Annotated in this window: 21 protein-coding genes and 1 riboswitch; of the genes, 15 read left to right on the top strand and 6 right to left on the bottom strand. The window is 69.9% G+C overall.

What is annotated here, in order from left to right:
• Window positions 1-106: 106 nt before the first annotated feature.
• Window positions 107-880, bottom strand: coding sequence for a hypothetical protein (locus ACZ4YL_RS28855; protein WP_468120578.1), 774 nt, complete (start codon window positions 878-880; stop codon window positions 107-109).
• Between the two features lie 70 nt (window positions 881-950).
• Here ACZ4YL_RS28855 and cobS point away from each other — a divergent pair, with 70 nt between their 5' ends.
• The 3 genes from cobS to ACZ4YL_RS28870 all read left to right on the top strand — a co-directional run bounded on the left by cobS (window position 951) and on the right by ACZ4YL_RS28870 (window position 5,812).
• Entirely contained in the window at window positions 951-1,772 is an 822-nt protein-coding gene (gene cobS / locus ACZ4YL_RS28860; protein ID WP_468120579.1) for an adenosylcobinamide-GDP ribazoletransferase, read from the top strand.
• Between the two features lie 34 nt (window positions 1,773-1,806).
• Window positions 1,807-2,535, top strand: a complete 729-nt coding sequence (locus ACZ4YL_RS28865) for a response regulator (protein ID WP_468120581.1) — start codon at window positions 1,807-1,809, stop codon at window positions 2,533-2,535.
• 136 nt (window positions 2,536-2,671) lie between these two features.
• Entirely contained in the window at window positions 2,672-5,812 is a 3,141-nt protein-coding gene (locus ACZ4YL_RS28870) for an efflux RND transporter permease subunit (protein ID WP_468120583.1), read from the top strand.
• Between the two features lie 73 nt (window positions 5,813-5,885).
• Here the strand turns inward: ACZ4YL_RS28870 and nadA are convergent, their stop codons facing one another.
• Window positions 5,886-7,073, bottom strand: coding sequence for a quinolinate synthase NadA (nadA, locus tag ACZ4YL_RS28875; RefSeq protein WP_109778567.1), 1,188 nt, complete (start codon window positions 7,071-7,073; stop codon window positions 5,886-5,888).
• Window positions 7,074-7,366: 293 nt separating this feature from the next.
• Between nadA and erpA the strand changes: the two genes are divergently transcribed.
• Entirely contained in the window at window positions 7,367-7,723 is a 357-nt protein-coding gene (erpA, locus tag ACZ4YL_RS28880; protein ID WP_030010511.1) for an iron-sulfur cluster insertion protein ErpA, read from the top strand.
• 94 nt (window positions 7,724-7,817) lie between these two features.
• Here the strand turns inward: erpA and ACZ4YL_RS28885 are convergent, their stop codons facing one another.
• Both ACZ4YL_RS28885 and ACZ4YL_RS28890 read right to left on the bottom strand, forming a co-directional pair.
• Window positions 7,818-9,278: a hypothetical protein gene (locus tag ACZ4YL_RS28885; RefSeq protein WP_468120585.1), complete on the bottom strand. Its 1,461-nt coding sequence runs from the start codon at window positions 9,276-9,278 to the stop codon at window positions 7,818-7,820.
• A 72-nt stretch (window positions 9,279-9,350) separates the two neighbouring features.
• Entirely contained in the window at window positions 9,351-9,590 is a 240-nt protein-coding gene (locus ACZ4YL_RS28890; protein WP_301371632.1) for a hypothetical protein, read from the bottom strand.
• 131 nt (window positions 9,591-9,721) lie between these two features.
• Between ACZ4YL_RS28890 and ACZ4YL_RS28895 the strand changes: the two genes are divergently transcribed.
• Window positions 9,722-10,696 carry a carbohydrate kinase family protein gene (locus ACZ4YL_RS28895; RefSeq protein ID WP_382549762.1) on the top strand — a complete coding sequence of 325 codons (975 nt, stop codon included), beginning with the start codon at window positions 9,722-9,724 and terminating at the stop codon, window positions 10,694-10,696.
• Window positions 10,697-10,975: 279 nt separating this feature from the next.
• Here ACZ4YL_RS28895 and ACZ4YL_RS28900 read toward each other — a convergent pair whose 3' ends face one another.
• A complete protein-coding gene (locus ACZ4YL_RS28900) occupies window positions 10,976-12,355 on the bottom strand; it encodes an aminotransferase class V-fold PLP-dependent enzyme (RefSeq protein WP_468120587.1) in 1,380 nt (459 codons plus the stop codon).
• 283 nt (window positions 12,356-12,638) lie between these two features.
• Between ACZ4YL_RS28900 and ctaC the strand changes: the two genes are divergently transcribed.
• The 4 genes from ctaC (at window position 12,639) to ACZ4YL_RS28920 (ending at window position 17,108) form a co-directional block, all read left to right on the top strand.
• Window positions 12,639-13,613 (top strand): aa3-type cytochrome oxidase subunit II, encoded by a 975-nt coding sequence (gene ctaC / locus ACZ4YL_RS28905; RefSeq protein WP_468120589.1) that lies wholly within the window; start codon window positions 12,639-12,641, stop codon window positions 13,611-13,613.
• Entirely contained in the window at window positions 13,610-15,340 is a 1,731-nt protein-coding gene (ctaD, locus tag ACZ4YL_RS28910; protein WP_468120591.1) for an aa3-type cytochrome oxidase subunit I, read from the top strand. The genes ctaC and ctaD overlap by 4 nt, the downstream gene beginning before the upstream one ends.
• Window positions 15,337-15,735: a cytochrome c oxidase subunit 4 gene (locus ACZ4YL_RS28915; protein WP_030016443.1), complete on the top strand. Its 399-nt coding sequence runs from the start codon at window positions 15,337-15,339 to the stop codon at window positions 15,733-15,735. The genes ctaD and ACZ4YL_RS28915 overlap by 4 nt, the downstream gene beginning before the upstream one ends.
• A 125-nt stretch (window positions 15,736-15,860) precedes the next feature.
• Entirely contained in the window at window positions 15,861-17,108 is a 1,248-nt protein-coding gene (locus tag ACZ4YL_RS28920; protein WP_468120593.1) for a L,D-transpeptidase, read from the top strand.
• A gap of 118 nt (window positions 17,109-17,226) precedes the next feature.
• On the opposite strand, the gene ACZ4YL_RS28925 is transcribed toward ACZ4YL_RS28920, so the two are convergent.
• Complete coding sequence (locus tag ACZ4YL_RS28925) at window positions 17,227-17,628, bottom strand: hypothetical protein (protein WP_468120595.1); 402 nt, start codon at window positions 17,626-17,628, stop codon at window positions 17,227-17,229.
• A gap of 199 nt (window positions 17,629-17,827) precedes the next feature.
• Between ACZ4YL_RS28925 and ctaE the strand changes: the two genes are divergently transcribed.
• The 6 genes from ctaE to ACZ4YL_RS28955 all read left to right on the top strand — a co-directional run bounded on the left by ctaE (window position 17,828) and on the right by ACZ4YL_RS28955 (window position 25,075).
• Window positions 17,828-18,448, top strand: coding sequence for an aa3-type cytochrome oxidase subunit III (gene ctaE, locus ACZ4YL_RS28930; RefSeq protein ID WP_266390758.1), 621 nt, complete (start codon window positions 17,828-17,830; stop codon window positions 18,446-18,448).
• A 76-nt stretch (window positions 18,449-18,524) separates the two neighbouring features.
• Window positions 18,525-19,334, top strand: a complete 810-nt coding sequence (gene qcrC, locus ACZ4YL_RS28935) for a cytochrome bc1 complex diheme cytochrome c subunit (RefSeq protein ID WP_150257119.1) — start codon at window positions 18,525-18,527, stop codon at window positions 19,332-19,334.
• Window positions 19,331-20,389 (top strand): cytochrome bc1 complex Rieske iron-sulfur subunit, encoded by a 1,059-nt coding sequence (gene qcrA / locus ACZ4YL_RS28940; RefSeq protein ID WP_468120598.1) that lies wholly within the window; start codon window positions 19,331-19,333, stop codon window positions 20,387-20,389. The genes qcrC and qcrA overlap by 4 nt, the downstream gene beginning before the upstream one ends.
• Window positions 20,386-22,011, top strand: coding sequence for a cytochrome bc1 complex cytochrome b subunit (gene qcrB, locus ACZ4YL_RS28945; protein ID WP_468120599.1), 1,626 nt, complete (start codon window positions 20,386-20,388; stop codon window positions 22,009-22,011). The genes qcrA and qcrB overlap by 4 nt, the downstream gene beginning before the upstream one ends.
• Window positions 22,012-22,190: 179 nt before the next feature.
• Window positions 22,191-23,255 (top strand): anthranilate phosphoribosyltransferase, encoded by a 1,065-nt coding sequence (gene trpD, locus ACZ4YL_RS28950; protein ID WP_468120600.1) that lies wholly within the window; start codon window positions 22,191-22,193, stop codon window positions 23,253-23,255.
• Window positions 23,256-23,346: 91 nt separating this feature from the next.
• Window positions 23,347-23,463, top strand: a riboswitch (SAM riboswitch).
• A gap of 223 nt (window positions 23,464-23,686) precedes the next feature.
• Window positions 23,687-25,075: an aminotransferase class V-fold PLP-dependent enzyme gene (locus tag ACZ4YL_RS28955; protein WP_468120602.1), complete on the top strand. Its 1,389-nt coding sequence runs from the start codon at window positions 23,687-23,689 to the stop codon at window positions 25,073-25,075.
• Window positions 25,076-25,454: the final 379 nt, after the last annotated feature.

Genomic DNA, 25,454 nt, shown 5'->3' on the forward strand with positions numbered 1-25,454 from the left:
AACCCCACCTCCTACACTTTCTTCCTCACCCCCCCCCCCCCCCCCCCCCCCCCCCCCCCCCCCCCCCCCCCCCCCCCCCCCCCCCCCCCCCCCCCCGCCGCCGTCGTCAGTGCGGAGGCGGCTTCTCCAGGGAGACGCGGTGATCCGGGTCCGGGGTCCCGCCGATGAAGTTCTCGAACCTGCGGCGCGGCCGCGCCCAGCGCCGGTCGTGGTGGAAGGCGCGCAGCCCGGCCTTGGCCCGGGCGCGCGGCCGGTTCGCGTAGAACCGCTTCGCGTACGGGGATCCGGGCCGGGCCAGCCGGATCGCGCCGACCAGCGCCACGAAGGGCACGACCAGGCCGAAGAGCGCGGTGCGCGCCTTGCCCTTCCACAGGGCGAGCAGGGAGAGGAAGAAGTTGGTGGCCCCGTTCATGACGACCAGGCCGCGGCTCTGACGCTCCTCGCTCGACAGGTCGTTCACCCCGAAGGGCACGAAACCGCCGATGACCAGGGCCACGATGGCGGCCGTGACGACCACGAGCTCCACGCTCTTGCGGCCCTGCTCGCTCCAGTAGACGTCGTCGAGGTGCAGGATGAGCGCGAACTCGTCCAGGACCAGGCCCGCGCCCAGGCCGAAGATCACGGCGGATGCCCACGCGCCGAAGCCGTACCGGCCGCTGCCGACCGCGCCGAAACCGCCGATGATCACGAGGATCACGCCCGGCACCACGTGATGGATGTGCAGACCGCCCGGGGTGACGTTCTTGAAGGGGCCCCGGCCGGCCCGGATCGTCCGGGTGATCACACGGGTGACCAGGAACGACATCACGAAGGAGAGCAGGGCGAGCAGGAGCGGCAGCTTCCCCGGTTCGACGATGTTCCGATACCACCAGTGACCCATCCCACGGACTCCCTATTTGGCATGTAATGGGTAATTTACCGCTCGTGCTGAGCGGGTACCGTTCCCGCCGATGACAGATTCGTACGACGGCCCGCCCCTGATGCCGCCCCCGGAACGCGCCTCGTTCCTCGACGGCATCCGTTTCGCGTTCGGCACCCTCACCGTGCTGCCCGCCCGCATCACCCGCTGGGACCGCCCCGCCGCCCGCACCGGAATGGCCTGCGCCCCGCTCGCCGGGCTGGTCGTAGGCGTCCTCGCGGCCCTGCCCGGAGCGCTCCTGCTGCTGCTCGGCGGAGGCCCGCTGCTCGCCGCGGCCTTCACCGTCGCCGTACCGGCCGCGCTGACCCGGGGACTGCACCTCGACGGCCTCGCCGACACGGCCGACGGCCTCGGCAGCGCCAAACCCGCCGACCAGGCCCTGCGGATCATGAAACAGTCCGACATCGGCCCCTTCGGCGTCGTGGCCCTGGTGATCGTGCTGCTCCTGCAGGTGGCCGCCCTGTCCGACATCTACGCCGACAGCTGGATCCGCGGCGCCCTCGCCGCCGTGGTCGCCGCCGTGGCGGCCCGCCTCGCCATGACCCTGGCCTGCCGGGAAGGCGTCCCGGCGGCCCGCCCCGGGGGACTCGGCGCCGCCGTCGCCGGGGTGGTCCCGCGGCGCGCCGCCGTCCTGATCGCCGTGCTCGTCACCGCCCTGGCCGCGGCCGCCGCACTCCCGCTGGGCCTGCCCGCCGCCGGCCGGAGCGCGGCGGCGGTCCTGGCCGCCCTGCTCGCCGCGGAAGTGCTGCTCCGCCGCTGCGTACGCCGCTTCGACGGGGTCACCGGCGACGTCTTCGGCGCCCTGGCAGAGGTCGCGGCGACCACCGCCCTGATCGTCCTCGCCCTCGGCTGAACGGGCGGCCGGCGCTCCCGCGTACGCTCACCCCGTGGACCACACTGCGACGGACCTGCCCTCCGCCGCGCCCGTCAGGGTGCTGCTCGCCGACGACCAGGCGCTGCTGCGCAGTGCCTTCAAGGTGCTCGTCGACTCCGAGCCCGACATGGAGGTCGTCGGGGAGGCCTCCGACGGGGCGCAGGCCTTCGAGCTCGCCCGCCGGCTGCGCCCCGACGTCGTCCTCATGGACATCCGGATGCCCGGCACCGACGGGCTCGCCGCCACCCACATGATCAGCGCGGACCCGGAACTGGCCGGCGTGCGCGTCGTGATGCTGACGACCTTCGAGGTCGACGAGTACGTGGTCTCGGCCCTGCGGGCCGGCGCCTCCGGCTTCCTCGGCAAGGGCGCCGAGCCCGAGGAACTGCTCAACGCCATCCGCGTCGCCGCGGCCGGCGAGGCCCTGCTCTCCCCGGCCGCCACCAAAGGGCTCATCGCCACCTTCCTCGCCCAGGGCGGCGGCGCCGACCCGGCCGCCGCCGCAGGCTCGGCCGGGGCGCACGCGGAGCGGCTCGCCGCGCTGACCGTCCGGGAGCGCGAGGTCCTCGTACACGTCGCGGCCGGGCTGTCGAACGACGGGATCGCCGGGCGGCTGGAGGTCAGCCCGCTGACCGTCAAGACCCACGTGAACCGGGCCATGGCCAAGCTCGGCGCCCGCGACCGGGCCCAATTGGTGGTTATTGCCTACGAATCAGGACTGGTCCGCCCACGCGCGGAGTAGCACCGCCCGGTACGGCGTACTCCAGACGCGGTATGCCGCACATAAGGACGGCACCTGCGAGCGACGAAACGCGCCACCGCGGTGCGACAGGGTAGGAGTGCCCTCGCGTTCGTCACTGCAGAGAGATCTCATACCCATGTCGTGGCTGTCCCGCTTCAGCCTGGCCCAAAGGGCCTTGGTCGGCCTCGTGTCGATCGTCGCGCTCCTCTTCGGCGCCATAGCCATCCCGCAGCTCAAGCAGCAGCTGCTGCCCTCCATCGAACTGCCGATGGTGTCCGTGCTCGCGCCGTACCAGGGCGCCTCGCCCGACGTGGTCGAGAAGCAGGTCGTCGAACCGATCGAGTCCATGCTCAAGGGCGTCGACGGCATCACCGGCATCACCTCGACCGCCAGCGAGGGCAACGCCCTCATCATGGCCACCTTCGACTACGGCGACAGCGGCACCAAGCAGCTCGTCGCCGACGTCCAGCAGGCCGTGAACCGGGCCCGCGTCCGGCTGCCCGCCGAGGTGGACCCGCAGGTCGTGGCCGGCTCCACGGACGACATCCCGACCGTCATCCTGGCCGTCACCGCGGACAAGGACCAGCAGGCGCTCGCCGACCAGCTGGAACGTTCCGTCGTCCCCGTCCTCTCGGACATCGAGGGCGTCGGCCAGGTCACCGTCGACGGCGTCCAAGACCTCCAGGTCACCGTCACCCCCGACAACGCCAAGCTCGCGGCCGCCGGCCTCGACGGCGCCAAGCTCGCCGAGGGCCTCCAGGCGGGCGGCGCGGCCGTCCCCGCCGGCTCCTTCGACGAGGCGGGCAAGAACCGCACCGTGCGCGTCGGCGGCGGCTACACCTCCCTCGCCCAGCTGGAGGAGCTGCGCCTGACCCCGGGCACGGGCAAGCCCGCCGTCCGCCTCGGCGACGTCGCCACCGTGAAGCAGGAGCCGGCCAAGGCCGTCTCCATCACGCGCACCAACGGCAAGCCCAGCCTCGCCCTCGTCCTCACCATGGACAAGGACGGCAGCGCCGTCGCCATCTCCGACGCCGTCAAGGACAAGCTGCCCGAGCTGCGCTCCGCGCTCGGCGCCGGCGCCGACCTGACCGTCGTCAGCGACCAGGGCCCGGCCGTCGCCAAGTCCATCTCCAGCCTCACCACCGAAGGCATGCTCGGCCTGCTCTTCGCGGTGATCGTGATCCTGGTCTTCCTGGCCTCGCTGCGCTCGACGCTGGTCACGGCGGTCTCCATCCCGCTGTCCGTCGTCCTCGCGCTCATCGTGCTGTGGACCCGCGACCTGTCGCTCAACATGCTGACCCTGGGCGCCCTCACCATCGCCATCGGCCGCGTGGTCGACGACTCGATCGTGGTCCTGGAGAACATCAAGCGCCACCTCGGCTACGGCGAGGAGCGCGAGGCCGCGATCATCACCGCGGTCAAGGAGGTCGCCGGCGCGGTCACCTCCTCCACCCTCACCACCGTCGCCGTCTTCCTGCCGATCGGCCTCACCGACGGCATGATCGGCGAGCTCTTCGGCTCCTTCTCGCTCACCGTCACCGCGGCCCTGCTGGCCTCGCTGCTCGTCTCGCTGACGGTCGTACCGGTGCTCTCGTACTGGTTCCTGAGCGCCCCCAAGGGCGTCGAGCCCGGGAACGCCGAGAGCGCGGCCAAGGCCCGCCGCGAGGCCGAGGAGAAGGAGGCGCGCAGCCGCCTCCAGCTCCTCTACGTCCGCGTCCTGGGCTTCGCCACCCGGCGCCGGCTCACCAGTGTGGCCATCGCCGTGGTCGTCCTCTTCGGCACCTTCGGGATGACCCCGATGCTGAAGACCAACTTCTTCGACCAGGGCGAGCAGGAGGTCCTGACGGTCAAGCAGGAACTCGCCCCCGGCACCTCGCTGGCCGCCTCCGACGAGGCGAGCCGCAAGATCGAGCAGGTGCTGGCCTCGGTCGAGGGGGTCAAGAGCTACCAGGTCACCGTCGGCTCCTCCGGCTTCCTCGCGGCCTTCGGCGGCGGTACGGGCTCCAACCAGGCCTCGTACCAGGTCAGCCTCAAGGACTCCGGCAAGGCGGACGCCGTCAAGAAGGGCATCGAGGGCAAGCTGGCCGCCCTCGACGGCATCGGCGAGACCCGCATCGTGGCGGGCGACGGCTTCGGCAGCCAGAACCTCAGCGTGGTCGTCAAGGCCGGTGACGGCAAGGTCCTCGCCGAGGCCGCCGAGCAGGTCCGCGGCGAGGTCGCGAAGCTCAAGAACGTCGCCGACGTGCAGAGCGACCTGTCCCAGTCCGTGCCCCGCATCTCCGTGACCGCCACCCCCAAGGCGGCCGAGGCCGGACTGAACCAGGCCGCGCTCGGCGCGATCGTCGCGCAGGCCGTCCGGGGCAACCCGGCGGGCAAGGCCGTGCTCGACGACACCGAGCGGGACATCGTCATCAGGTCCGCGCAGCCGGCCACCACCCTGGCCGAACTGCAGGCGCTCCCGGTCGGCCCGGTCAAGCTCGGCGACATCGCCGAGGTCAAGGAGGTCCCCGGCCCGGTCGCGATGACCCGGATCGACGGCGCCCGCGCCGCCACCGTCACCGCGCGGCCGCTCGGCGACAACACCGGCGCGGTCAGCGCCGAGCTGCAGACCAAGCTCAAGGCCCTGGACCTGCCGGAGGGTGCCACCGCATCCATCGGCGGCGTCTCCGAGGACCAGGACGAGGCCTTCGGCTCGCTGGGCCTGGCCATGCTCGCCGCCATCGCGATCGTGTTCATGCTGCTGGTCGCGACCTTCCGGTCGCTGATCCAGCCGCTGATCCTGCTGGTCTCCATCCCGTTCGCGGCGACCGGCGCACTCGGCCTGCTCATCGCCACCGGCACCCCGATGGGCGTCCCGGCGATGATCGGCATGCTGATGCTCATCGGCATCGTGGTGACCAACGCGATCGTCCTGATCGACCTGGTCAACCAGTACCGCGCCCAGGGCCTCGGCGTCGTGGAAGCGGTCATCGAGGGCGGCCGCCACCGGCTGCGCCCGATCCTGATGACGGCCCTCGCGACGATCTTCGCGCTGCTCCCGATGGCGCTGGGCGTCACCGGCGAGGGCGGCTTCATCTCGCAGCCGCTCGCGGTCGTGGTGATCGGCGGCCTGGTCAGCTCCACCCTGCTGACGCTGCTGCTCGTGCCGACCCTCTACACGATGGTCGAGCTCCGCAAGGAGCGCCGCCGCGCCAAGCGCTCGGCGAAGCGCGAGGCGCGTCTGACGGTGGTCCCGGCCCCCTCCGCCACGGAGGAAGAGGTCCCGGCCAAGGCCTGACACCCCCCGCACAACGGCCGAAGGGCCGCTCCTCGAGGGGCGGCCCTTCGGGCGTGTGCGGGGGAGGCGGCGGCTACGGGAGCGCCAGCATCCGCTCCAGCGCGAGCTTCGCGAAGCTCTCCGTCTCCTTGTCGACCTGGATCTGGTTGACGAGGTTGCCCTCGGCCAGGGACTCCAGGGTCCACACCAGGTGCGGGAGGTCGATGCGGTTCATCGTCGAGCAGAAGCAGACCGTCTTGTCGAGGAAGACGACTTCCTTGTCCTCGGCGGCGAATCGGTTCGCCAGGCGGCGGACCAGGTTCAGCTCCGTGCCGATGGCCCACTTGGAACCGGCCGGGGCCGCCTCCAGCGCCTTGATGATGTACTCCGTCGAGCCGACGTAGTCCGCGGCCGCCACGACCTCGTGCTTGCACTCGGGGTGGACCAGGACGTTCACGCCGGGGATCCGGGCGCGGACGTCGTTGACCGAGTCGACCGAGAACCGGCCGTGCACCGAGCAGTGCCCGCGCCACAGGATCATCTTGGCGTTCCGCAGCTGCTCGACCGTCAGGCCGCCGTTCGGCTTGTGCGGGTTGTAGAGCACGCAGTCGTCCAGGGACATGCCCATGTCGCGGACGGCGGTGTTGCGTCCCAGGTGCTGGTCCGGGAGGAAGAGGATCTTCTCGCCCTGCTCGAACGCCCACTCCAGGGCCTTCTTCGCGTTGGACGAGGTACAGATCGTGCCGCCGTGCTTGCCGGTGAAGGCCTTGATGTCGGCGGAGGAGTTCATGTACGAGACGGGCACCGTGGCGTCGGCGATGCCGGCCTCGGTCAGCACGTCCCAGCACTCCGCGACCTGCTCGGCGGTGGCCATGTCGGCCATCGAGCAGCCGGCGGCCAGGTCCGGCAGGACCACCTTCTGGTCGTCCGAGGTCAGGATGTCCGCGGACTCGGCCATGAAGTGCACGCCGCAGAAGACGATGTACTCGGCCTCCGGCTTGGCGGCCGCGTCCTTGGCCAGCTTGAAGGAGTCGCCGGTGACGTCCGCGAACTCGATGACCTCGTCACGCTGGTAGTGGTGGCCCAGGATGAAGACCTTGTCCCCGAGCTTCTCCTTGGCCGCGCGGGCGCGCTCCACGAGGTTCGGGTCCGACGGCGAGGGCAGGTCGCCGGGGCACTCCACCCCGCGCTCGCTCTTGGGGTCGGCCTCACGGCCGAGCAGCAGCAGGGCAAGGGGCGTCGGCTGGACGTCCAAAGGCTGGGCGGTGGTCACGACACGCACCCTTTCTGTTCTGCGACAAGGGACTTCTGGATCATCACTTCGACTTCTCGTCTATTTGACGTTATCTATCATAACCGCTTCACGTCAGTTTGACGATGCCGATAGTGTCAATGTGACGCATCAGCCCACGATTCGCCGGGTCCACCCCCACGCGCGGTGTGCGAGCATGGAATATCTGAAACAAGCGTCGGGTCCCGGAATGAATCCGTGGTCCCGCTCGTTGCCACCGACGGCAAGAGTCCGACGTTTCCCCGCCTCAGGCGGGGAGCCGCCCACTTCGGGAGTGAATGCAGATGTCCGTACAGGACGACAAGACCACTGTGAGCGACGGCATCCTCCTGTCCGACGCCGCCGCCGAGAAGGTCAGGACCCTGCTGGAGCAGGAAGGCCGCGATGACCTGGCGCTCCGCGTCGCCGTCCAGCCCGGTGGCTGCTCCGGCCTGCGCTACCAGCTCTTCTTCGACGAGCGCTCCCTCGACGGCGACGTCGTGAAGGACTTCGACGGTGTGAAGGTCGTCACGGACCGGATGAGCTCTCCGTACCTCCACGGTGCCTCCATCGACTTCGTCGACACCATCGAGAAGCAGGGCTTCACGATCGACAACCCCAACGCCACGGGCTCCTGCGCCTGCGGCGACTCGTTCAGCTAAGCGCGGACGCCCACGAGGGCCCGCCCCCGGTCGAATCCGACCGGGGGCGGGCCCTCGTGTCATACCCGGTCCCGGGCCCTGCCCGGGACCTCGGCTACTGCCGGGGGAGCGGCTTGCCCGTGGCCGCGTCGAGCACCTTCCGGTCGCCCAGCGGCTGCTCCAGCGTCACCGTCAAGGACATCTCCTGCGCCAGCATGATGCAGGCCTGGCCCGGCTTGTTCGGGGTGTCCGTGATCTTCACCAGGACCGATTCCTTCTGCTCCCGCGCCTCCACGGCGTACGTGCTGCACACGCTGCCCCAGAAGTTCACGGTCAGCTTCCGGTCGGCCTCCGCGTACGAGAATCCCGTCACCGTGCGCAGGTCCTTCGGGCCGGGAGTGCTCTCCTGGGCGGCCGCCGCCGGCTGCACCACCGTGTGACCGGGCGCGCCGCCCTGGCCCGCCACCTCGAAGAGCCAGGCCGGAACCAAACCCTGCGCCCCGTTCACCGTGCCGGGAACCAGCCCGAGCACGGCGCCCTTCACCGTCTCCGTCCGCGGGGGCTTCATCGGCCGCGGCTCCGGGTTGCACGGCACCGTGTCCGTGGCCGGCACCGGGGTGTCCGCCATCAGCGGGACCGCGCTCGCGCATCCGCTGGGCTCGGGGTTGCCCTCCCTGCCACCCGACTTCGCGTTCAGCCGGGCCAGCGCCTCCACGGCCCCGACCACCTGCTGCGAGGCCGCCCGTACGGGAGCCTTCAGCTCCCCGTTGCCCCCCACCACCGAGCCGTCGGAGCCCACGCTGACCTTCGTGGCCCAGCCGTGCGTGCGCAGCCCGTCGACCACCGGGTCGGCGGTCACCACCCGTACCGAACCCTGGTTGAACCGGGCGTCGGGCGTGGCTCCCGCCACCCCCGCGGCGGCCAGTACGGGGGCCGCCGCGGCCTTGGCGGCCTCCTCCGACACCGGCTTGCCGGTCTCGGCCCCGCCGCCCGCACTCGCCCCCGCGTCCTGCGGGAGGGTGGCCGGGCCGCAGGTGTCCTTGCCGCGCACGCAGTCGTCCCCGGCGCCGTTGTTGTTGCCGTTGCCCGGAGCCTGGAAACGGGCGAAGTTCCACGTCCCCGGCGCCGTACGGGCCACCGTGAGCCGGGGCCCGGAGCCGTCGGCGGCCTCCCCGGCCAGCCAGACGTCCCCGCTCAGGCGCGGCTCGCCCGGCAGGCCCAGAGCCGCCGCGAGGCGGGCCACCTCCGCCGAGGTGACCTCGCCGGCCAGCGCGTAGGCGGGCGCGTCGGCCGGAGCCTCCGGAAGCTTCACGTCGGCCCGGTAGACCACCCCGCCGCCGGACGGGTCGGGCTCCCCGGGCGCGATGCCCGGCCCCGAGGGGTCTCCCGCGTCGCGGGGCGCGGACGCCGTGCTGTCACCCGTACGGTGGCCCGGCCCGCCGTCGCCGTAGGCGGTCGACGCCCAGTACGCGCCACCGCCGCCCGCGAGCAGGACGGCGGCCGCGATCGAACCGACGGCCCAGGCGGGCCGCCGCCGTGTTCCGCGTGATGTGTCGTCGGGTCCTTCGCTGGTCACCGCATCGCTCCTTCACCGGTCCCGTCGTACCTGATGCGGGTGTGACGGAGCGGGAGCGCAACCGGTTCCCTCCTACTGGTCCCCGTACACGGACGTGGAGGCGATCAGCCGCGCAGAGGCCGGCGGGACGCTGATCCCGTGGATCTGCGAAGGGGCCACGCGGACCGGCCGGGGACCCGCCGGAACCGCCCAGTGCGGGGCCATCCGGGCGCAGTCACCCAGCAGGCGGGCGAAACCGGGCTGTCGTGGGGCTTCCGCGCCGCGCTTGTCGGCGGTGTACTCGGAGTAGCCGAAACCGTCGGTATAGGTCATGCAGGCACCGTAGGCATCGGAACTCTGGCGAAGAAAGACCTACTAAGGGGTAGTTTCCGGGGTACAGCCCGGGGCTGCTTACCGGGTAGTTTTGACTGTCCCTCGCCGTCCTCAGCAGGAGCGTCCTCGCCGTGCGCATCGCAGTCACCGGCTCCATCGCCACCGACCACCTCATGACCTTCCCCGGCCGTTTCGCCGACCAGCTGGTCGCGGACCAGCTGCACACGGTCTCCCTCTCCTTCCTCGTCGACAACCTCGACGTCCGGCGGGGCGGGGTCGGCCCGAACATCTGTTTCGGTATGGGGCAGCTCGGCACCCGCCCGATCCTCGTCGGAGCCGCCGGCTCCGACTTCGACGAATACCGCGCCTGGCTGGACCGGCACGGCGTCGACACCGAGTCCGTCCGGATCTCCGAGGTGCTGCACACCGCGCGCTTCGTGTGCACCACGGACTCCGACCACAACCAGATCGGCTCCTTCTACACGGGCGCGATGAGCGAGGCCCGGCTGATCGAGCTCAAGTCCGTGGCCGACCGGGTCGGCGGACTCGACCTCGTCCTCATCGGCGCGGACGACCCCGAGGCGATGCTGCGCCACACGGAGGAGTGCCGCACGCGCGGGATCCCCTTCGCCGCCGACTTCTCGCAGCAGATCGCCCGGATGGACGGCGACAACATCCGCACCCTGATGGAGGGCGCGACCTTCCTCTTCTCGAACGAGTACGAGAAGGGCCTCATCGAGTCGAAGTCCGGCTGGACCGACGAGGAGATCCTGTCGAAGGTCGGCACCCGCGTGACCACGCTGGGCTCCAACGGCGTCCGGATCGAGCGCGTCGGCGAGGCCCCGATCGTGGTCGGCTGCCCGGAGGAGACCGCGAAGGTCGACCCGACGGGTGTCGGCGACGCGTTCCGCGCCGGGTTCCTGACCGGTCTGGGCTGGGGCGTCGGCCTGGAGCGTGCGGCGCAGCTGGGCTGCATGCTCGCGACGCTGGTCATCGAGACCCTGGGCACCCAGGAGTACGCGCTGGCCCGTGCCCACTTCATGGAGCGCTTCACCAAGGCCTACGGCGACGAAGCCGCAGCGGAAGTCCGCGCCCACCTCGCCTGACCGCCGTCGCCCCGGATCCGCGGGACCCGCTCCCGCGGCTCCCGCGGCTTCGACGTTCGCCCCAAGGGCCCACCCCACTGCAGCCCCACTGGTGGTGAGCCCGGCCAGATCCAGCCCCTCCGGCGTTTGAGCAGGGGCACCTCCCAGCGGTAGCTGGGGGAGGGTCCGGGCGGAGCCCGGTGTCCGGCGGAGCCGGGTCTCCTGGGACTCCGCCCCAGACCCCGCTCCTCAAACGCCGGAGGGGCTGGATCTGGCGCAGCCGGATGGGGGCGGGCCGGGTCAGGTGGCTCGGCGGACCGTGTACGCCGAGCCGACCTCGCGGGGGGTCTCGCCCACATACGTGTGGCCCCGCATCGCGCACCACGCCGGGATGTCCAGCCGCGCCACCTCGTCGTCGGAGACGACCGTGACGGTCCCGCCCACCGGGACCGTCACGATGGCCCGGGCCAGTTCGATCACCGGCTGGGGGCACCGCAGCCCGAGCGCGTCGAGCTCCAGGGAGTCCGCCACCGGCGCCACCGCCGGGGGCTCCGACACGCCGAGCCGTTCCCGTACGTCCGCCACCGCGCGCGGCAGCACCTCCAGGAACGCGTTGACCTCCTCCGCCGGGGTCCCCGGCGGCAGGGACACCCGTACGTTCCCCTCCGACAGCACGCCCATCGCCCGCAGCACGTGACTGGGGGTCAGCGTGGAGCTCGTGCACGAGGAGCCGGAGGAGACCGAGAAACCGGCCCGGTCCAGCTCGTGCAGCAGCGTCTCCCCGTCGACGTACAGGCAGGAGAAGGTGACCAGGTGCGGCAGCCGCCGCTCCGGATCGCCCACCACCTCCACGTCCGGGACCAGCCGCACCACCCTCCGCCGGATACGGTCCACCAGGACCCGCAGCCGGGCCGCCTCCGCGTCCGCCTCGGCCCGTACGGCCCGCAGGGAAGCCGCCGCGGCCACGATCGCTGGCAGGTTCGTGAAACCGGGGGAGCGCCCCGACTCCCTCTCGTCCGCAGGCCCTTGGGGGGAGAAGCGCACCCCCTTGCGGACCGCCAGCAGGCCGACCCCGGGCGGGCCGCCCCACTTGTGCGCACTCGCGGCCAGCACGGACCAGGCGCCCTCCACCGGACCCCAGCCCAGCGACTGGGCCGCGTCCACCAGCAGCGGCACCCCGGCCGCCGCGCAGACCTCGGCCACCTCCGCCACCGGCTGGACCGTGCCCACCTCGTGGTTGGCCGACTGGAGGCAGGCGAGGGCGCTCTCCGGGGCGAGCGCGTCCGCGTAGGCGGCGGGCGTCACCGCGCCCCACCGGTCCACCGGGACCTCGGTCACCGTCCCGCCGCCCGCCTCGTGCACCTCGGCCGCATGCAATACAGAACTGTGTTCGACCGCCGATACGACCAGATGACTTCCGACGCGCCGGCGCCCTGCGAGGACCCCCGCCACTCCCGTGTGAACCGCGTGCGTCCCCGAAGGAGTGAACACGAGCTCGTCGGCCCGGCATCCCACCGCCTCCGCGGCGGCCTCCCGCGCCGCGTCCAGCAGCAGCCGGGCGCGCCTGCCCTCCCGGTAGAGCCGGGCCGGATCGGCCCAGCCCTCGTCCAGGGCGGCCTGCAACGCCTGGCGGGCCACGGGGTGCAGGGGAGCGGCGGACGCGCTGTCGAAGTACGGCATCCGGTCACGCTAACGCGAGGCCCGCAGCGTTCGAGGTCAGGGGGCGTCAGATGTGCTCCGGAGCCCGCCATTCAGGGCCATTCGCGCTGTCCCCCGGACGGCGGATCCATCCCTTCGGGGGCAGTAGCGGCGCGTTGGGCACCCTCCCCGCGCGACCCCAAATAGCGTCCAGTAGGGTTTGGTCCGCATAAACATCCAAACCCCTGCCTGCGTCAGGGCCGGCGACCGACCCGAACACGGCCGCGGCCGGCCGCGCGGGCCGAGACTCTCGGGAAGGCGCTACGTGAGTCCCTACGGCTCCGACCGCTCGCCGCGGCGCCCGATGCGGCGGAAGCTGCTGCAGGCGCTGACTGCGGGCGTGGTCCTGGCGACCGCCACTGGTTGCTCGTATACATGGAAAGACTTCCCCCGCCTCGGAATGCCGACTCCGGTAACCGAGGAGGCGCCGCGCATCCTCTCCCTGTGGCAGGGATCCTGGGCGGCCGCGCTGGTGACGGGCATCCTCGTGTGGGGCCTGATCATCTGGAGCATCATCTTCCACCGGCGCAGCCGGACGAAGATCGAGGTCCCCGCGCAGACCCGGTACAACATGCCCATCGAGGCGCTGTACACCGTGGTCCCGCTCATCATCGTCTCGGTGCTCTTCTACTTCACCGCTCGTGACGAGTCGAAGCTCCTGGCCCTCACCCCGAAGCCGCCGCACACGATCAACGTGATCGGCTTCCAGTGGAGCTGGGGCTTCAACTACGTCGAGAACGTCGACGGCGACGCGGCGACCCCGAAGGCGGGTGCGGTCCCCAAGGAGCTGGCCTCCATCCCGGACCGCTTCACCAAGGACTTCCCGGCGGGCGCCGAAGGCGTCTACCAGAAGGGTGTCCCGGGCGACAAGAACCCCCAGACGGGCAACCCGGGTCCGACCCTGGTCCTCCCCAAGGGCGAGAAGGTCCGTTTCATCCTGTCGTCGAACGACGTGATCCACTCCTTCTGGGTGGTCCCGTTCCTGTTCAAGCAGGACGTCATTCCGGGCCACACGAACGTCTTCGAGGTCACCCCGTCCGAATACGGCACCTTCATGGGCAAGTGCGCCGAGCTCTGCGGCGTTGACCACTCCCGGATGCTCTTCAACGTCAAGGTGGTCTCCCCTGAGGAGTACCGGGCGTACCTGAAGGATCTGGCGGAGAAGGGTCAGACCGGCTACCTCCCGGCCGGCATCCAGCAGACCGACCCGGCCCGGAATGCGGAAGTGAACAAACTGTGAGCATCCTCAACGAATCCCAGGGTGCCGCCGCCGACTCGTATGAGAACGAGCTGCCGGTACGGCGCAAGCAGCCGGGCAATGTGGTCGTGAAGTGGATGACCACGACCGACCACAAGACCATCGGCACGATGTACCTGGTCACGTCGTTCGTGTTCTTCATCATCGGCGGCGTGCTGGCGCTCTTCATGCGCGCCGAGCTGGCCCGTCCGGGCACGCAGATCATGTCGAACGAGCAGTTCAACCAGGCGTTCACCATGCATGGCACGATCATGCTGCTGATGTTCGCCACCCCGCTCTTCGCGGGCTTCGCCAACTGGATCATGCCGCTGCAGATCGGTGCGCCCGACGTGGCGTTCCCGCGGCTGAACATGTTCGCGTACTGGCTGTACCTCTTCGGCTCGACCATCGCTGTGGCCGGCTTCGTGACGCCGAACGGCGCCGCCGACTTCGGCTGGTTCGCCTACTCCCCGCTGTCGGACGCGGTCCGGTCGCCGGGCATCGGCGCCGACATGTGGATCATGGGTCTGGCCTTCTCCGGCTTCGGAACCATCCTCGGCTCGGTCAACTTCATCACCACGATCATCTGCATGCGCGCACCCGGCATGACGATGTTCCGCATGCCGATCTTCACCTGGAACGTGCTGCTGACCGGTGTCCTGGTCCTGCTCGCCTTCCCGGTGCTGGCCGCCGCGCTCTTCGCGCTGGAGGCCGACCGCAAGTTCGGTGCGCATGTGTTCGATGCCGCGAACGGCGGCGCATTGCTATGGCAACACCTCTTCTGGTTCTTCGGGCATCCAGAGGTGTACATCATCGCGCTGCCGTTCTTCGGAATCGTCTCCGAGATCATCCCGGTCTTCAGCCGTAAGCCGATGTTCGGCTACATCGGCCTGATCGCCGCGACGATCGCGATCGCCGGCCTCTCCGTGACCGTGTGGGCCCACCACATGTACGTCACCGGTGGCGTGCTGCTGCCGTTCTTCTCCTTCATGACCTTCCTGATCGCGGTACCGACCGGTGTGAAGTTCTTCAACTGGATCGGCACCATGTGGAAGGGCTCGCTGTCCTTCGAGACCCCGATGCTCTGGACGATCGGCTTCCTGGTCACCTTCACCTTCGGTGGTCTGACCGGCGTCATCCTGGCCTCGCCCCCGATGGACTTCCACGTCTCCGACTCGTACTTCGTCGTCGCGCACTTCCACTACGTCGTCTTCGGCACCGTGGTGTTCGCGATGTTCGCCGGCTTCCACTTCTGGTGGCCGAAGTTCACGGGCAAGATGCTGGACGAGCGCCTCGGCAAGATGACGTTCTGGACGCTGTTCATCGGCTTCCACGGCACCTTCCTGGTGCAGCACTGGCTGGGCGCCGAGGGAATGCCGCGTCGTTACGCGGACTACCTCGCCGCCGACGGTTTCACCACGCTGAACACGATCTCGACGATCAGCTCGTTCGTGCTCGGCCTGTCGATGCTGCCGTTCATGTACAACGTCTGGAAGACGGCCAAGTACGGCGAGAAGGTCGAGGTCGACGACCCGTGGGGTTACGGCCGTTCGCTGGAGTGGGCGACGTCCTGCCCGCCGCCGCGGCACAACTTCCTCACCCTGCCGCGGATCCGTTCCGAGTCCCCGGCGTTCGACCTGCACCACCCTGAGATCGCGGCCCTCGACCACCTCGAGGACCACAGCGTCGCCGCCAAGGCCGTCACCGGTGGCAAGGAGGCCGGCAAGTGAAGATCCAGGGCAAGATGTTCCTCTGGCTCTCCTTCTTCATCCTGATCATGGCCGTCGTGTACGGCGTGTGGTCGAAGGAGCCCGTCGGTACCACCGCGCTCTTCCTGGCCTTCGGCCTGAGCGTCATGATCGGCTACTACCTGGCCTTCACGGCCAAGCGTGTCGACGAGATGGCCCAGGACAACCTGGAGGCCGACGTCGCCGACGAGGCGGGCGAGCTGGGGTTCTTCTCCCCGCACAGCTGGCAGCCGCTCTCGCTGGGCATCGGCGGTGCGCTCGCGTTCATGGGCGTCGTCTTCGGCTGGTGGCTCATGTACTTCTCGGCCCCGATCATCATGATCGGCCTGTGGGGCTGGGTGTACGAGTACTACCGCGGTGAGAACCAGAACCAGTAGCAGCACCTCCGCGGCCGCGCCGCGCAGCACTTGGGGCCCGGGCCCCTCCTTCGGGAGGAGCCCGGGCCCCTCGTTTGCAGTCACCCCGCGCGCCGGATTTGTCATATCTTCATAGCGTTGGCTCCATGAAGCACTCACCGCGTCTTTGGACGGTACTCAGCTGCTCCCTGCTGGTCGCGTCCCTCGGGGCCGGCGCCACCGCATGCGGGTCCGGCGACAAGAACCCGCTGTCAGCCCGCCCGTACGACGCGGGCGATCAGGTCGCCTTCAACCAGAGCGCCGGCAACCGCCCCGTGAACCCCGACCGGCCCCTGGAAATCACCGCCAAGAGCGGCGGCGGCCGGATCACCGATGTGCTGGCCGTGGACACCCACGGCCGCCGCCTGGCGGGCGAACTGAGCGCCAAGGGGGACCGCTGGCACAGCACGACCCCGATGGCCTCAGGCGTCCGCTACACGGTCACCGTGAGCACCGAGGACGAGCGGGGCGCCCCCGGCCAGCGCACGCTCACCTTCGACACCACCCCGTCCAAGGGGATCCTGAAGGTCGAGTTCGGCCCGGACGAGGGCAAGTACGGCGTCGGGCAGCCCATCACCGCCGAACTCAGTGAGCCCGTCAAGGACAAGGCCGCCCGCGCCATCGTGGAACGGGGCCTCGTCGTCGACACCCCGCCCGGCGTCGAGGGCGCCTGGCACTGGGTGGACGACAAGAACCTCCACTACCGGCCCAAGGACTACTGGCCCGCCAACTCCGCCGTCTCCGTACGGAGCAACCTGGAAGGCGTCAGGATCACCGACGAACTCCACGGGGCCGTCGCCAAGCCGCTGAAGCTGGAGATCGGGGACCGGGTCGAGGTCACCACCGACGCCTCCTCGCACTACCTCACGTTCCGGCGCAACGGAGAAGTGATCAACACCATCCCGGTGACCACCGGAAAGCCCGGCTTCTCCACCCGCAACGGCATCAAGGTGGTGCTGGGCAAGCAGTACTTCGTACAGATGCGCGGCGACACCGTCGGCATCGGCGGCAGCGAGTACTACAACCTGCCCGTCTACTACGCCACCCGCGTCACCTGGAGTGGTGAATACGTCCACGCCGCGCCGTGGTCCGTCGGCTCCCAGGGCTACGAGAACGTCAGCCACGGCTGCACCGGCATGAGCACCGGCAACGCCGCCTGGTTCTACGAGAACATCACCGAGGGCGACGTCGTCAAGGTGATCAACAGCATCGGCGACGACATGGACGTCTTCGGCAACGGCTTCGGCGACTGGAACATGGACTGGAAGGACTGGCGCCAGGGCAGCGCCCTGCTCAAGGGCACCCAGGAAGGCCGCAGCCCGGTCGACCAGGCCCGCCTGCGCCCCACCGTCTAGGTGGCCCCGGGCCGGCCTCTCCCCCCGGACGCCGTCCGGGGGGGGAGAATCCCGGCCCATTCACCCGTACGGGCCCCTGCGGGGCACACACGGGCACACACGGGGCCCGCGGGACGGATCAGGCGTCCAGGGACAGACGGGTCCTCAGGAGGCCCGCCAGGGTGTCCGCGAACTGCACCGGGTCCACCGGAAGGGTCACGGCGGCGTCCGCGCGGCTCCACGTGGCCAGCCAGGCGTCCTGGGGGCGCCCCATCAGCAGCAGCACCGGCGGACACCGGAAGATCTCGTCTTTGATCTGCCGGCACACGCCCATGCCCCCGGCCGGAACCGCCTCGCCGTCCAGCACGCACACGTCGATTCCGCCCGCGTCCAGCTCCGTCAGGACCGCCGGCAGCGTCGCGCACTCCAGGAACTCCACCGGCGGCAGGTCCTCGGCGGGCCTGCGTCCTGCCGCCAGCCGCACCTGCTCCCGGGTGCCCGCGTCGTCGCTGTAGACCAGAACCCGCGCAGTCGCCCGCATTTCGTTCCTCCACGTGGCCGTGAATCACGTTGATGTTGCGCGGGATGCTACTCCTCCCGGTGCGCCGTCAACATCGGTTCGAACATGTCGCAGGTGACGGCGCGCAGGGCTCATCTGATGGGCCGTTCGGGCCTTGCACACGCCCCTGACACTCCGAACGGCACCCCCCGGGGTGAGGGCGGGATAAGCGACCGACATAATGTCGGTCGTGGCGACAGCAACGACAGTAGATACCGGGCACGCGCACCCGACGGTCAACCGGCCGAACCTCGTCAGCGTCGGAACCATCATCTGGTTGAGTTCCGAGCTGATGTTCTTCGCGGCCCTCTTCGCGATGTACTTCACCCTGCGATCCGTGATGGGTCCCGAGTTCTGGACGAAACAGGCCGAAGCCCTGAATCTTCCCTTCTCGGCGACGAACACGACGATCCTGGTGCTTTCCTCGCTCACCTGCCAGCTCGGCGTATTCGCCGCCGAGCGCGGTGACGTGAAGAAGCTCCGGACGTGGTTCATCATCACGTTCGTCATGGGTGCGATCTTCATTGGCGGCCAGGTGTTCGAGTACACCGAGCTGGTCAAGCATGAGGGCCTGTCCCTCTCGTCGGACCCCTACGGCTCGGTGTTCTACCTGACCACCGGCTTCCACGGTCTGCACGTGACGGGCGGTCTCATCGCCTTCCTGCTGGTCCTCGGCCGGACGTACGCGGCCAAGAGGTTCACCCACGAACAGGCCACGTCGGCCATCGTCGTGTCCTACTACTGGCACTTCGTCGACGTCGTCTGGATCGGCCTCTTCGCGACGATCTACCTGATCAAGTAGCGAACACGTCACCGGGCAAGACCCGGCACTCCATCCAGACACACCGACGCAGAAGATCCTGACACCGGGGTAATCCGTGAAAAAGCTCTCCGCACGACGACGCCATCCGCTGGCGGCGGTCGTCGTTCTACTCCTCGCGCTGGCGGCCACTGGGGGGCTGTACGCCGCCTTCGCCCCCGCGGGCAAGGCGCAGGCCGATGAAACCGCCCAGTCCCTCGCCATCGAGGAGGGCAAGAAGCTCTACGCCGTGGGTTGCGCAAGCTGCCACGGAACCGGCGGTCAGGGTTCCTCTGACGGCCCGAGCCTGGTCGGCGTCGGCTCCGCGGCCGTCGACTTCCAGGTGAGCACGGGCCGCATGCCCGCCCAGCAGCCCGGCGCCCAGGTGCCGAAGAAGCCCGTCATCTACGAGCAGGCGCAGATCGACCAGCTGGCCGCGTACATCGCGTCCCTCGGCGCCGGTCCGATCACGCCGACCGCGAAGCAGTACGACCCGGCGGGCGCCGACATCGCCAACGGTGGTGAGCTCTTCCGCAACAACTGCGCGCAGTGCCACAACTTCACCGGCGAAGGCGGCGCGCTGACGAACGGCAAGTACGCCCCCAACCTTGAGGGTGTCTCGCCGAAGCACATCTACGAGGCCATGCAGACCGGCCCGCAGAACATGCCCTCCTTCCCCGACAGCACCATGCCGGAGAAGCAGAAGAAGGACATCATCGCGTACCTCCAGAACGTCAACGGCGAGAAGTCGACCAGCCCCGGCGGCCTGAAGCTCGGTGGCCTCGGCCCCGTCTCCGAGGGTCTGTTCGGCTGGATCTTCGCCCTGGGTGCGCTGATCGCTGTCGCCGTCTGGGTCGCGGCCCACACCGCTAAGGCCAAGAAGTCATGAGTAGCCAAGAGATTCCCGAAGAGAAGCACCTGCCGAGCGAGCAGGGCGACGCCCACCACGGTGGCGTAGCGGTCGCGGACGACCCGTTCGCCGACCCGGGCCTGCCGGTCCACAAGCCCCGCATCCAGGACATCGACGAGCGGGCGGCGAAGCGCTCCGAGCGCACCGTCGCGATGCTCTTCATCCTGTCGATGCTGGCGACGATCGGCTTCATCGCGTCCTACGTGATCTTCCCGGTCGACAAGATCGTGTACATCTTCCCCATCGGGAAGGTCAGCGCGCTCAACTTCTCCCTGGGCATGACCCTGGGCGTGGCCCTCTTCTGCATCGGCGCGGGCGCGGTCCACTGGGCCCGCACCCTGATGTCCGACGTCGAGGTAGCCGCCGAGCGCCACGAGATCGCCGCCCCGCCGGAGGTCAAGGCGCAGGTCCTGCAGGACTTCGCCGACGGCGCGAGCGAGTCCGGCATCGGCCGCCGGCCCCTGATCCGCAACACGCTGCTCGGTGCGATGGCCATGGTGCCGCTCGCCGGCGTGATGCTGCTGCGCGACCTGGGCCCGCTGCCCGAGGAGAAGCTCCGCAAGACCCTGTGGGCCAAGGGCAAGCTGCTCATCAACGACAACACCAACGAGCCGCTGCGTCCCGAGGACGTGCTCGTCGGGTCGCTGACCTTCGCCAGGCCGGAAGGCCTGGAGGAGGAGCAGCACGACTTCCAGGTCCAGATCGCCAAGGCTGCCCTGATGATCGTCCGCATTCAGCCGGACGACATCAAGGACAAGAAGGAACTGGAGTGGTCCCACGACGGGATCGTGGCCTACTCCAAGATCTGCACCCACGTCGGCTGCCCGATCAGCCTGTACGAGCAGCAGACGCACCACGTGCTCTGCCCGTGCCACCAGTCCACCTTCGACCTCTCCGACGGCGCCCGTGTCATCTTCGGCCCGGCCGGTCACGCGCTTCCGCAGCTGCGGATCGGCGTGAATGACGAAGGCTTCCTCGAAGCGCTTGGCGACTTCGAAGTGCCCGTCGGTCCTGCATTCTGGGAGCGCGGATGAGCACCAGCGACAACAACGAGCGCAAAGCGCCGGCCGGCGAGCGCGTAGCGGACTGGGCGGACGGCCGCCTGGGCATCTACGGCCTGGCCAAGGCCAACATGCGCAAGATCTTCCCGGACCACTGGTCCTTCATGCTGGGTGAGATCTGCCTCTACAGCTTCATCATCATCATCCTCACGGGTGTGTACCTGACGCTGTTCTTCCACCCGAGCATGAACGAGGTCGTGTACCACGGCTCGTACGTGCCGATGCAGGGCGTCATGATGTCCGAGGCCTTCGCCTCGACGCTGGACATCAGCTTCGACGTCCGCGGTGGCCTGCTGATCCGTCAGATCCACCACTGGGCGGCGCTGATCTTCGTCGCGGCGATGATCGTGCACATGATGCGCGTCTTCTTCACCGGCGCGTTCCGCAAGCCGCGTGAGGTCAACTGGATCTTCGGCTTCCTGCTGCTGGTCCTCGGCATGTTCACCGGCTTCACCGGTTACTCGCTGCCGGACGACCTGCTCTCGGGTACCGGTGTCCGCTTCATGCAGGGCGCCATCCTGTCCGTCCCGGTCGTCGGCACGTACCTGTCGATGTTCCTGTTCGGCGGGGAGTTCCCGGGCGGCGACTTCGTCGCGCGGTTCTACTCGGTGCACATCCTGCTGCTGCCCGGCATCATGATGGGCCTGCTCGTGGCCCACCTGATCCTGGTCTTCTACCACAAGCACACCCAGTTCGCGGGTCCCGGCAAGACGAACAACAACGTCGTCGGCATGCCGCTGCTGCCGGTCTACATGGCCAAGGCCGGAGGCTTCTTCTTCCTGGTCTTCGGTGTCATCGCGGCCGTCGCGGCCATCGCCACGATCAACCCGATCTGGGCGCTCGGCCCGTACCGCCCGGACCACGTGTCCACCGGTGCGCAGCCCGACTGGTACATGGGTATGCCGGAAGGCCTGATCCGAGCCATGCCCGGCTGGGAGATCAACCTGTGGGGCCACACGCTCGTCCTGGGCGTTTTCATCCCGCTGCTGCTCTTCCCGCTTGTGCTGGGCTCGATCGCCGCCTGGCCGTTCATCGAGTCCTGGGTCACCGGGGACAAGCGCGAGCACCACATCCTGGACCGCCCGCGCAACGTCCCGACCCGTACGGGCTTCGGTGTCGCCTGGATCGCGGAGTACATCGTGCTCCTCATCGGCGGTGGCAACGACATGTTCGCCCAGTACTTCCACCTGTCGATCAACTCGATCACCTGGTTCGTCCGGATCGGCTTCTTCGTCGTCCCGGTCCTCGCCTTCATCGTCACCAAGCGGATCTGCCTCGGCCTCCAGCGCCGGGACCACGACAAGGTGCTGCACGGTCGCGAGACCGGCATCATCAAGCGTCTGCCGCACGGTGAGTTCGTCGAGGTCCACGAGCCGCTCCCGGCGGGCCAGCTGCACAAGCTCACCGCGCACGAGCAGTACAAGCCGATCGAGATCGGCCCGACGGTCGACGAGAACGGTGTCGAGCGCAAGGTGAAGGCCGCCGAGAAGCTGCGCGCGAAGCTCAGCAAGGGCTTCTACGGCGAGAACAACCAGATTCCGAAGCCCACGGTGGAGGAATACAAGGAGATCCAGGCCGGCCACGGCCACCACTGATCCCCGTATGAACGCATGAGGGACTGATTCCGGTCAGTCCTGGTGTCGCCACGGCGAGAGCCCCGTCCAGTGTCTGGACGGGGCTCTTTGCCGTAACCGGGGCTGGATAGGCTGAACCCTGACCGATCAGACGTGGGCGCCAGAATATGGGGACGGCCCACCGACAGCAGGAGCGGACCATGAACGTTGCGACCCCGGCAGGCGGCGACAGCGTGGCGGCCCGTGGCTGGCCGGGCGTTCTCGACGCTCTGCTGACCGGCCGGGACCTGCGTGCGGAGGACACCGCCTGGGCCATGGACCGGATCATGCGGGGGGAGGCCACCGACGCCCAGATCGCCGGCTTCACGGTCGCGCTGCGGGCCAAGGGGGAGACGGTCGAGGAGATCAACGGCCTCGTACGGGCGATGTACGCGCACGCCAACCTGATCGAGGTGCCGGGCCGCACGGTGGACATCGTCGGCACCGGCGGCGACGGGGCCAAAACGGTGAACATCTCCACGATGTCGGCGATCGTGGTGGCCGGTACCGGCGCCAAGGTCGTCAAGCACGGCAACCGGGCCGCGTCCTCCGCGAGCGGCTCCTCGGACGTCCTGGAAAAGCTCGGGGTCAACCTCCAGCTGAGCCGCGAGCGGGTCGTGGAGGTCGCCGAGGAGGCCGGCATCACCTTCTGCTTCGCGGTCAAGTTCCACCCGGCACTGCGCCATGTGGCCGCGGCCCGCAAGGAACTGGGCATCCGGACCTTCTTCAACGCGCTGGGCCCGCTGACCAACCCGGCCCGGGTGCGCGCCCAGGCGACCGGCGTGGCCGATCCCCGGATGGCCCCGATCATCGCGGGCGTGCTCGCCGAGCGGGGCTCGTCCGCGCTGGTCTTCCGCGGTGACGACGGCCTGGACGAACTGACCACGACGTCGACCTCGCGCATCTGGTGGGTCGGCGACGGCAAGGTCTCCGAGCGGGCCTTCGACCCCCGTGACGTGGGCATCTCCCTGGTCGACGTCTCCGCCCTGGCCGGCGGGGACCCCTCGTACAACGCGGACGTGGCCCGCCGCCTGCTGGCCGGCGAGACCGGACCGGTCCGCGACGCCGTGCTGCTGAACTCGGCGGCGGCCCTGGTGGCCCTCGACCCGGGCCCCGGCAGCCTGGAGGAGCAGATCACGGCCGGTATCGCCCGTGCGGCGGAGTCCATCGACTCGGGTGCGGCGCGGGCGGCCCTGGAACGCTGGGTGACGGCCAGCAACGCGTAGCGGTGTGAGAACGGCGTGAAAGCAACGACCCCGGTCCGCCATTCGGACCGGGGTCTTGCGTTCGGGCGATCTTGTGGCAGGATGCTGACCAGGTCACGAGTGACAGCGTTTAGGCCCCGGCTTGCTGTCCGGCAACCCTCCTTCCGTGGCGGGGTGCCCCGGGTGATGACCAGGTCGTAGGCAGCAAGGCCTACGGCAAGCGCGGATCCCTCGACGCCAGGGGTCCTGGTCTTCTCGAGGAGCTTTTTCCGTGAGCAAGCGAATGCGATAGGGCGGCTCCGCCCCTACTTCACCCCTCGGATCAGGGTCACTTCCGTGTACCCCCGCCCAGCGCGGACCGAGGACCCTCCCGTACCCCGGACGGCCGCAGCGCCGTACCCGCGTACGGGCACACCGAAGCCATTCAGCCCTGCCTGCCGGGAGACACCGCCATGTCCGCAACCCTGAACGCCGCCGTCGCCACCACCGCCGCAGCCACCGTCGACCCCGCCTGTGCCGAGCCGCTCGCGGTCCTCGGCCGGGACGTCACCGTCCCGCTCGTCACCGGCGGCGAGGTCACCTACGCGGCCCTCGACTACGCGGCCAGCGCCCCCGCCCTGCAGCGGGTCTGGGACGACGTGGCCGCGTACGCCCCGTACTACGGCAGCGTGCACCGCGGCGCCGGATACCTCTCGCAGCTCTCCACCGACCTCTTCGAGCAGAGCCGGGTCACCGTCGCCGAGTTCCTCGACTGCCGGCCCACCGACCAGGTCGTCTTCACCCGGTCCACCACCGACTCGCTGAACCTGCTCGCCGCCGTACTCCCCGCCGACTGCCAGGTGTTCGTCTTCGAGACCGAGCACCACGCCTCCCTGCTGCCGTGGGTCGACGCACAGGTCACCTACCTCAACGCGCCGCGCACCCCCGCCGAGGCCGTCGCCACCCTGGAGCGGGCGCTCGCCGACCGCGACCCTCACGGTCCCGCGCTGGTCTGCGTCACCGGCGCCTCCAACGTCACCGGCGAGCTGTGGCCGGTCAAGGAACTCGCCGCCGCCGCGCACGCCCACGGCGCGCGCATCGTGCTGGACGCCGCCCAACTGGCCCCGCACCACCCCGTCTCCGTGCAGGAGCTGGACGTCGACTGGGTCGCCTTCTCCGGGCACAAGCTCTACGCGCCCTTCGGCTCGGGCGTGCTCGCCGGACGCGCGGACTGGCTGCAGGAAGCGCAGCCGTACCTGGCCGGAGGCGGGGCCTCCCGCAAGGTGGCCCGGCGCGAGGACGGCGGCGTGGACGTCGAGTGGCACACCACCGCGGCCCGCCACGAGGCCGGCTCCCCGAACGTCATCGGCGTCTACTCCATCGCCTCGGCCTGCAAGGCCCTGACCGAGGCCGGCTTCGAGAACCTCGTCGCCCGCGAGCAGCACCTCATCGCGAAGGTCCGCAGCGGCCTGGCGGAGGTCCCGGCGGTCCGGATCCTCTCCCTCTTCGGGGACGACGCCCCGCGGGTCGGCGTCATCTCCTTCGTGGTGGACGGCTGGAACAGCTCCCACTTCGCCGCCGCGCTGTCCGCCGAGTACGGGATCGGCGTCCGCGACGGCCTGTTCTGCGCCCACCCGCTGGTCCGCACCCTGCTGGGCAGCGAGCCGCAGGCCCAGGGCGAATGCGGAGCCCCCGAGGCGGCGCCGGGGGAGCGCTCGCTGAACGCGATCCGCGTCAGCTTCGGCGCCGGGACCCCCGACGAGCACGTCGACCGCTTCGTCGGCGCCGTGAGGGAACTGGTCACCACCGGAGCCAAGTGGCAGTACCGCACGGAGGAAGGCCGCTGCGTACCCGCCGTGTGACCTGCGGTCCGCTCGGCGGTGTGCGGTACGGCTCTGCCCTTGCCTCGGTCCCTTGCGGGGGGCTTGGCGGTGTGCGGCGGGTCCGGATCCATGCCGGGCTCCGCCCGGACCCGCGCCTCAATCGCCGGCGGGGCTGGGTGGTGTGGGGCGGTGCCCCGCACGAGGGTCTCCTCGGCTCGGCGCGTCCGGGCTCGTCACGGCCAGACGGCCCGGGTTGCGCGCTCGTCCTGCGGGGACCCTCCTGCGTGTCCCCGCCCCACGGCAGGGCTCCGACAGCGACGGCATGAGGGGTGGGGGGACGGGGCGGGGTGTCCCCGCAGGACGAGCGCGCGACCACCGGGTACAGCCGAGACATGCCCGCACGCGCCGAGCCGAGGAG

It is taken from the genome of Streptomyces sp. NPDC030021, assembly GCF_055574035.1.

Excerpts from the sequence above, each read along its gene's own strand:
- ACZ4YL_RS28855 (WP_468120578.1), bottom strand. The coding sequence starts at position 880 with ATGGGTCACTGGTGGTATCGGAACATCGTCGAACCGGGGAAGCTGCCG.
- cobS (WP_468120579.1), top strand. The coding sequence starts at position 951 with ATGACAGATTCGTACGACGGCCCGCCCCTGATGCCGCCCCCGGAACGC.
- ACZ4YL_RS28870 (WP_468120583.1), top strand. The coding sequence starts at position 2,672 with ATGTCGTGGCTGTCCCGCTTCAGCCTGGCCCAAAGGGCCTTGGTCGGC.
- erpA (WP_030010511.1), top strand. The coding sequence starts at position 7,367 with ATGTCCGTACAGGACGACAAGACCACTGTGAGCGACGGCATCCTCCTG.
- ACZ4YL_RS28890 (WP_301371632.1), bottom strand. The coding sequence starts at position 9,590 with ATGACCTATACCGACGGTTTCGGCTACTCCGAGTACACCGCCGACAAG.
- ACZ4YL_RS28900 (WP_468120587.1), bottom strand. The coding sequence starts at position 12,355 with ATGCCGTACTTCGACAGCGCGTCCGCCGCTCCCCTGCACCCCGTGGCC.
- ACZ4YL_RS28920 (WP_468120593.1), top strand. The coding sequence starts at position 15,861 with ATGAAGCACTCACCGCGTCTTTGGACGGTACTCAGCTGCTCCCTGCTG.
- ACZ4YL_RS28925 (WP_468120595.1), bottom strand. The coding sequence starts at position 17,628 with ATGCGGGCGACTGCGCGGGTTCTGGTCTACAGCGACGACGCGGGCACC.
- ctaE (WP_266390758.1), top strand. The coding sequence starts at position 17,828 with ATGTCGGTCGTGGCGACAGCAACGACAGTAGATACCGGGCACGCGCAC.
- qcrA (WP_468120598.1), top strand. The coding sequence starts at position 19,331 with ATGAGTAGCCAAGAGATTCCCGAAGAGAAGCACCTGCCGAGCGAGCAG.
- qcrB (WP_468120599.1), top strand. The coding sequence starts at position 20,386 with ATGAGCACCAGCGACAACAACGAGCGCAAAGCGCCGGCCGGCGAGCGC.
- trpD (WP_468120600.1), top strand. The coding sequence starts at position 22,191 with ATGAACGTTGCGACCCCGGCAGGCGGCGACAGCGTGGCGGCCCGTGGC.
- ACZ4YL_RS28955 (WP_468120602.1), top strand. The coding sequence starts at position 23,687 with ATGTCCGCAACCCTGAACGCCGCCGTCGCCACCACCGCCGCAGCCACC.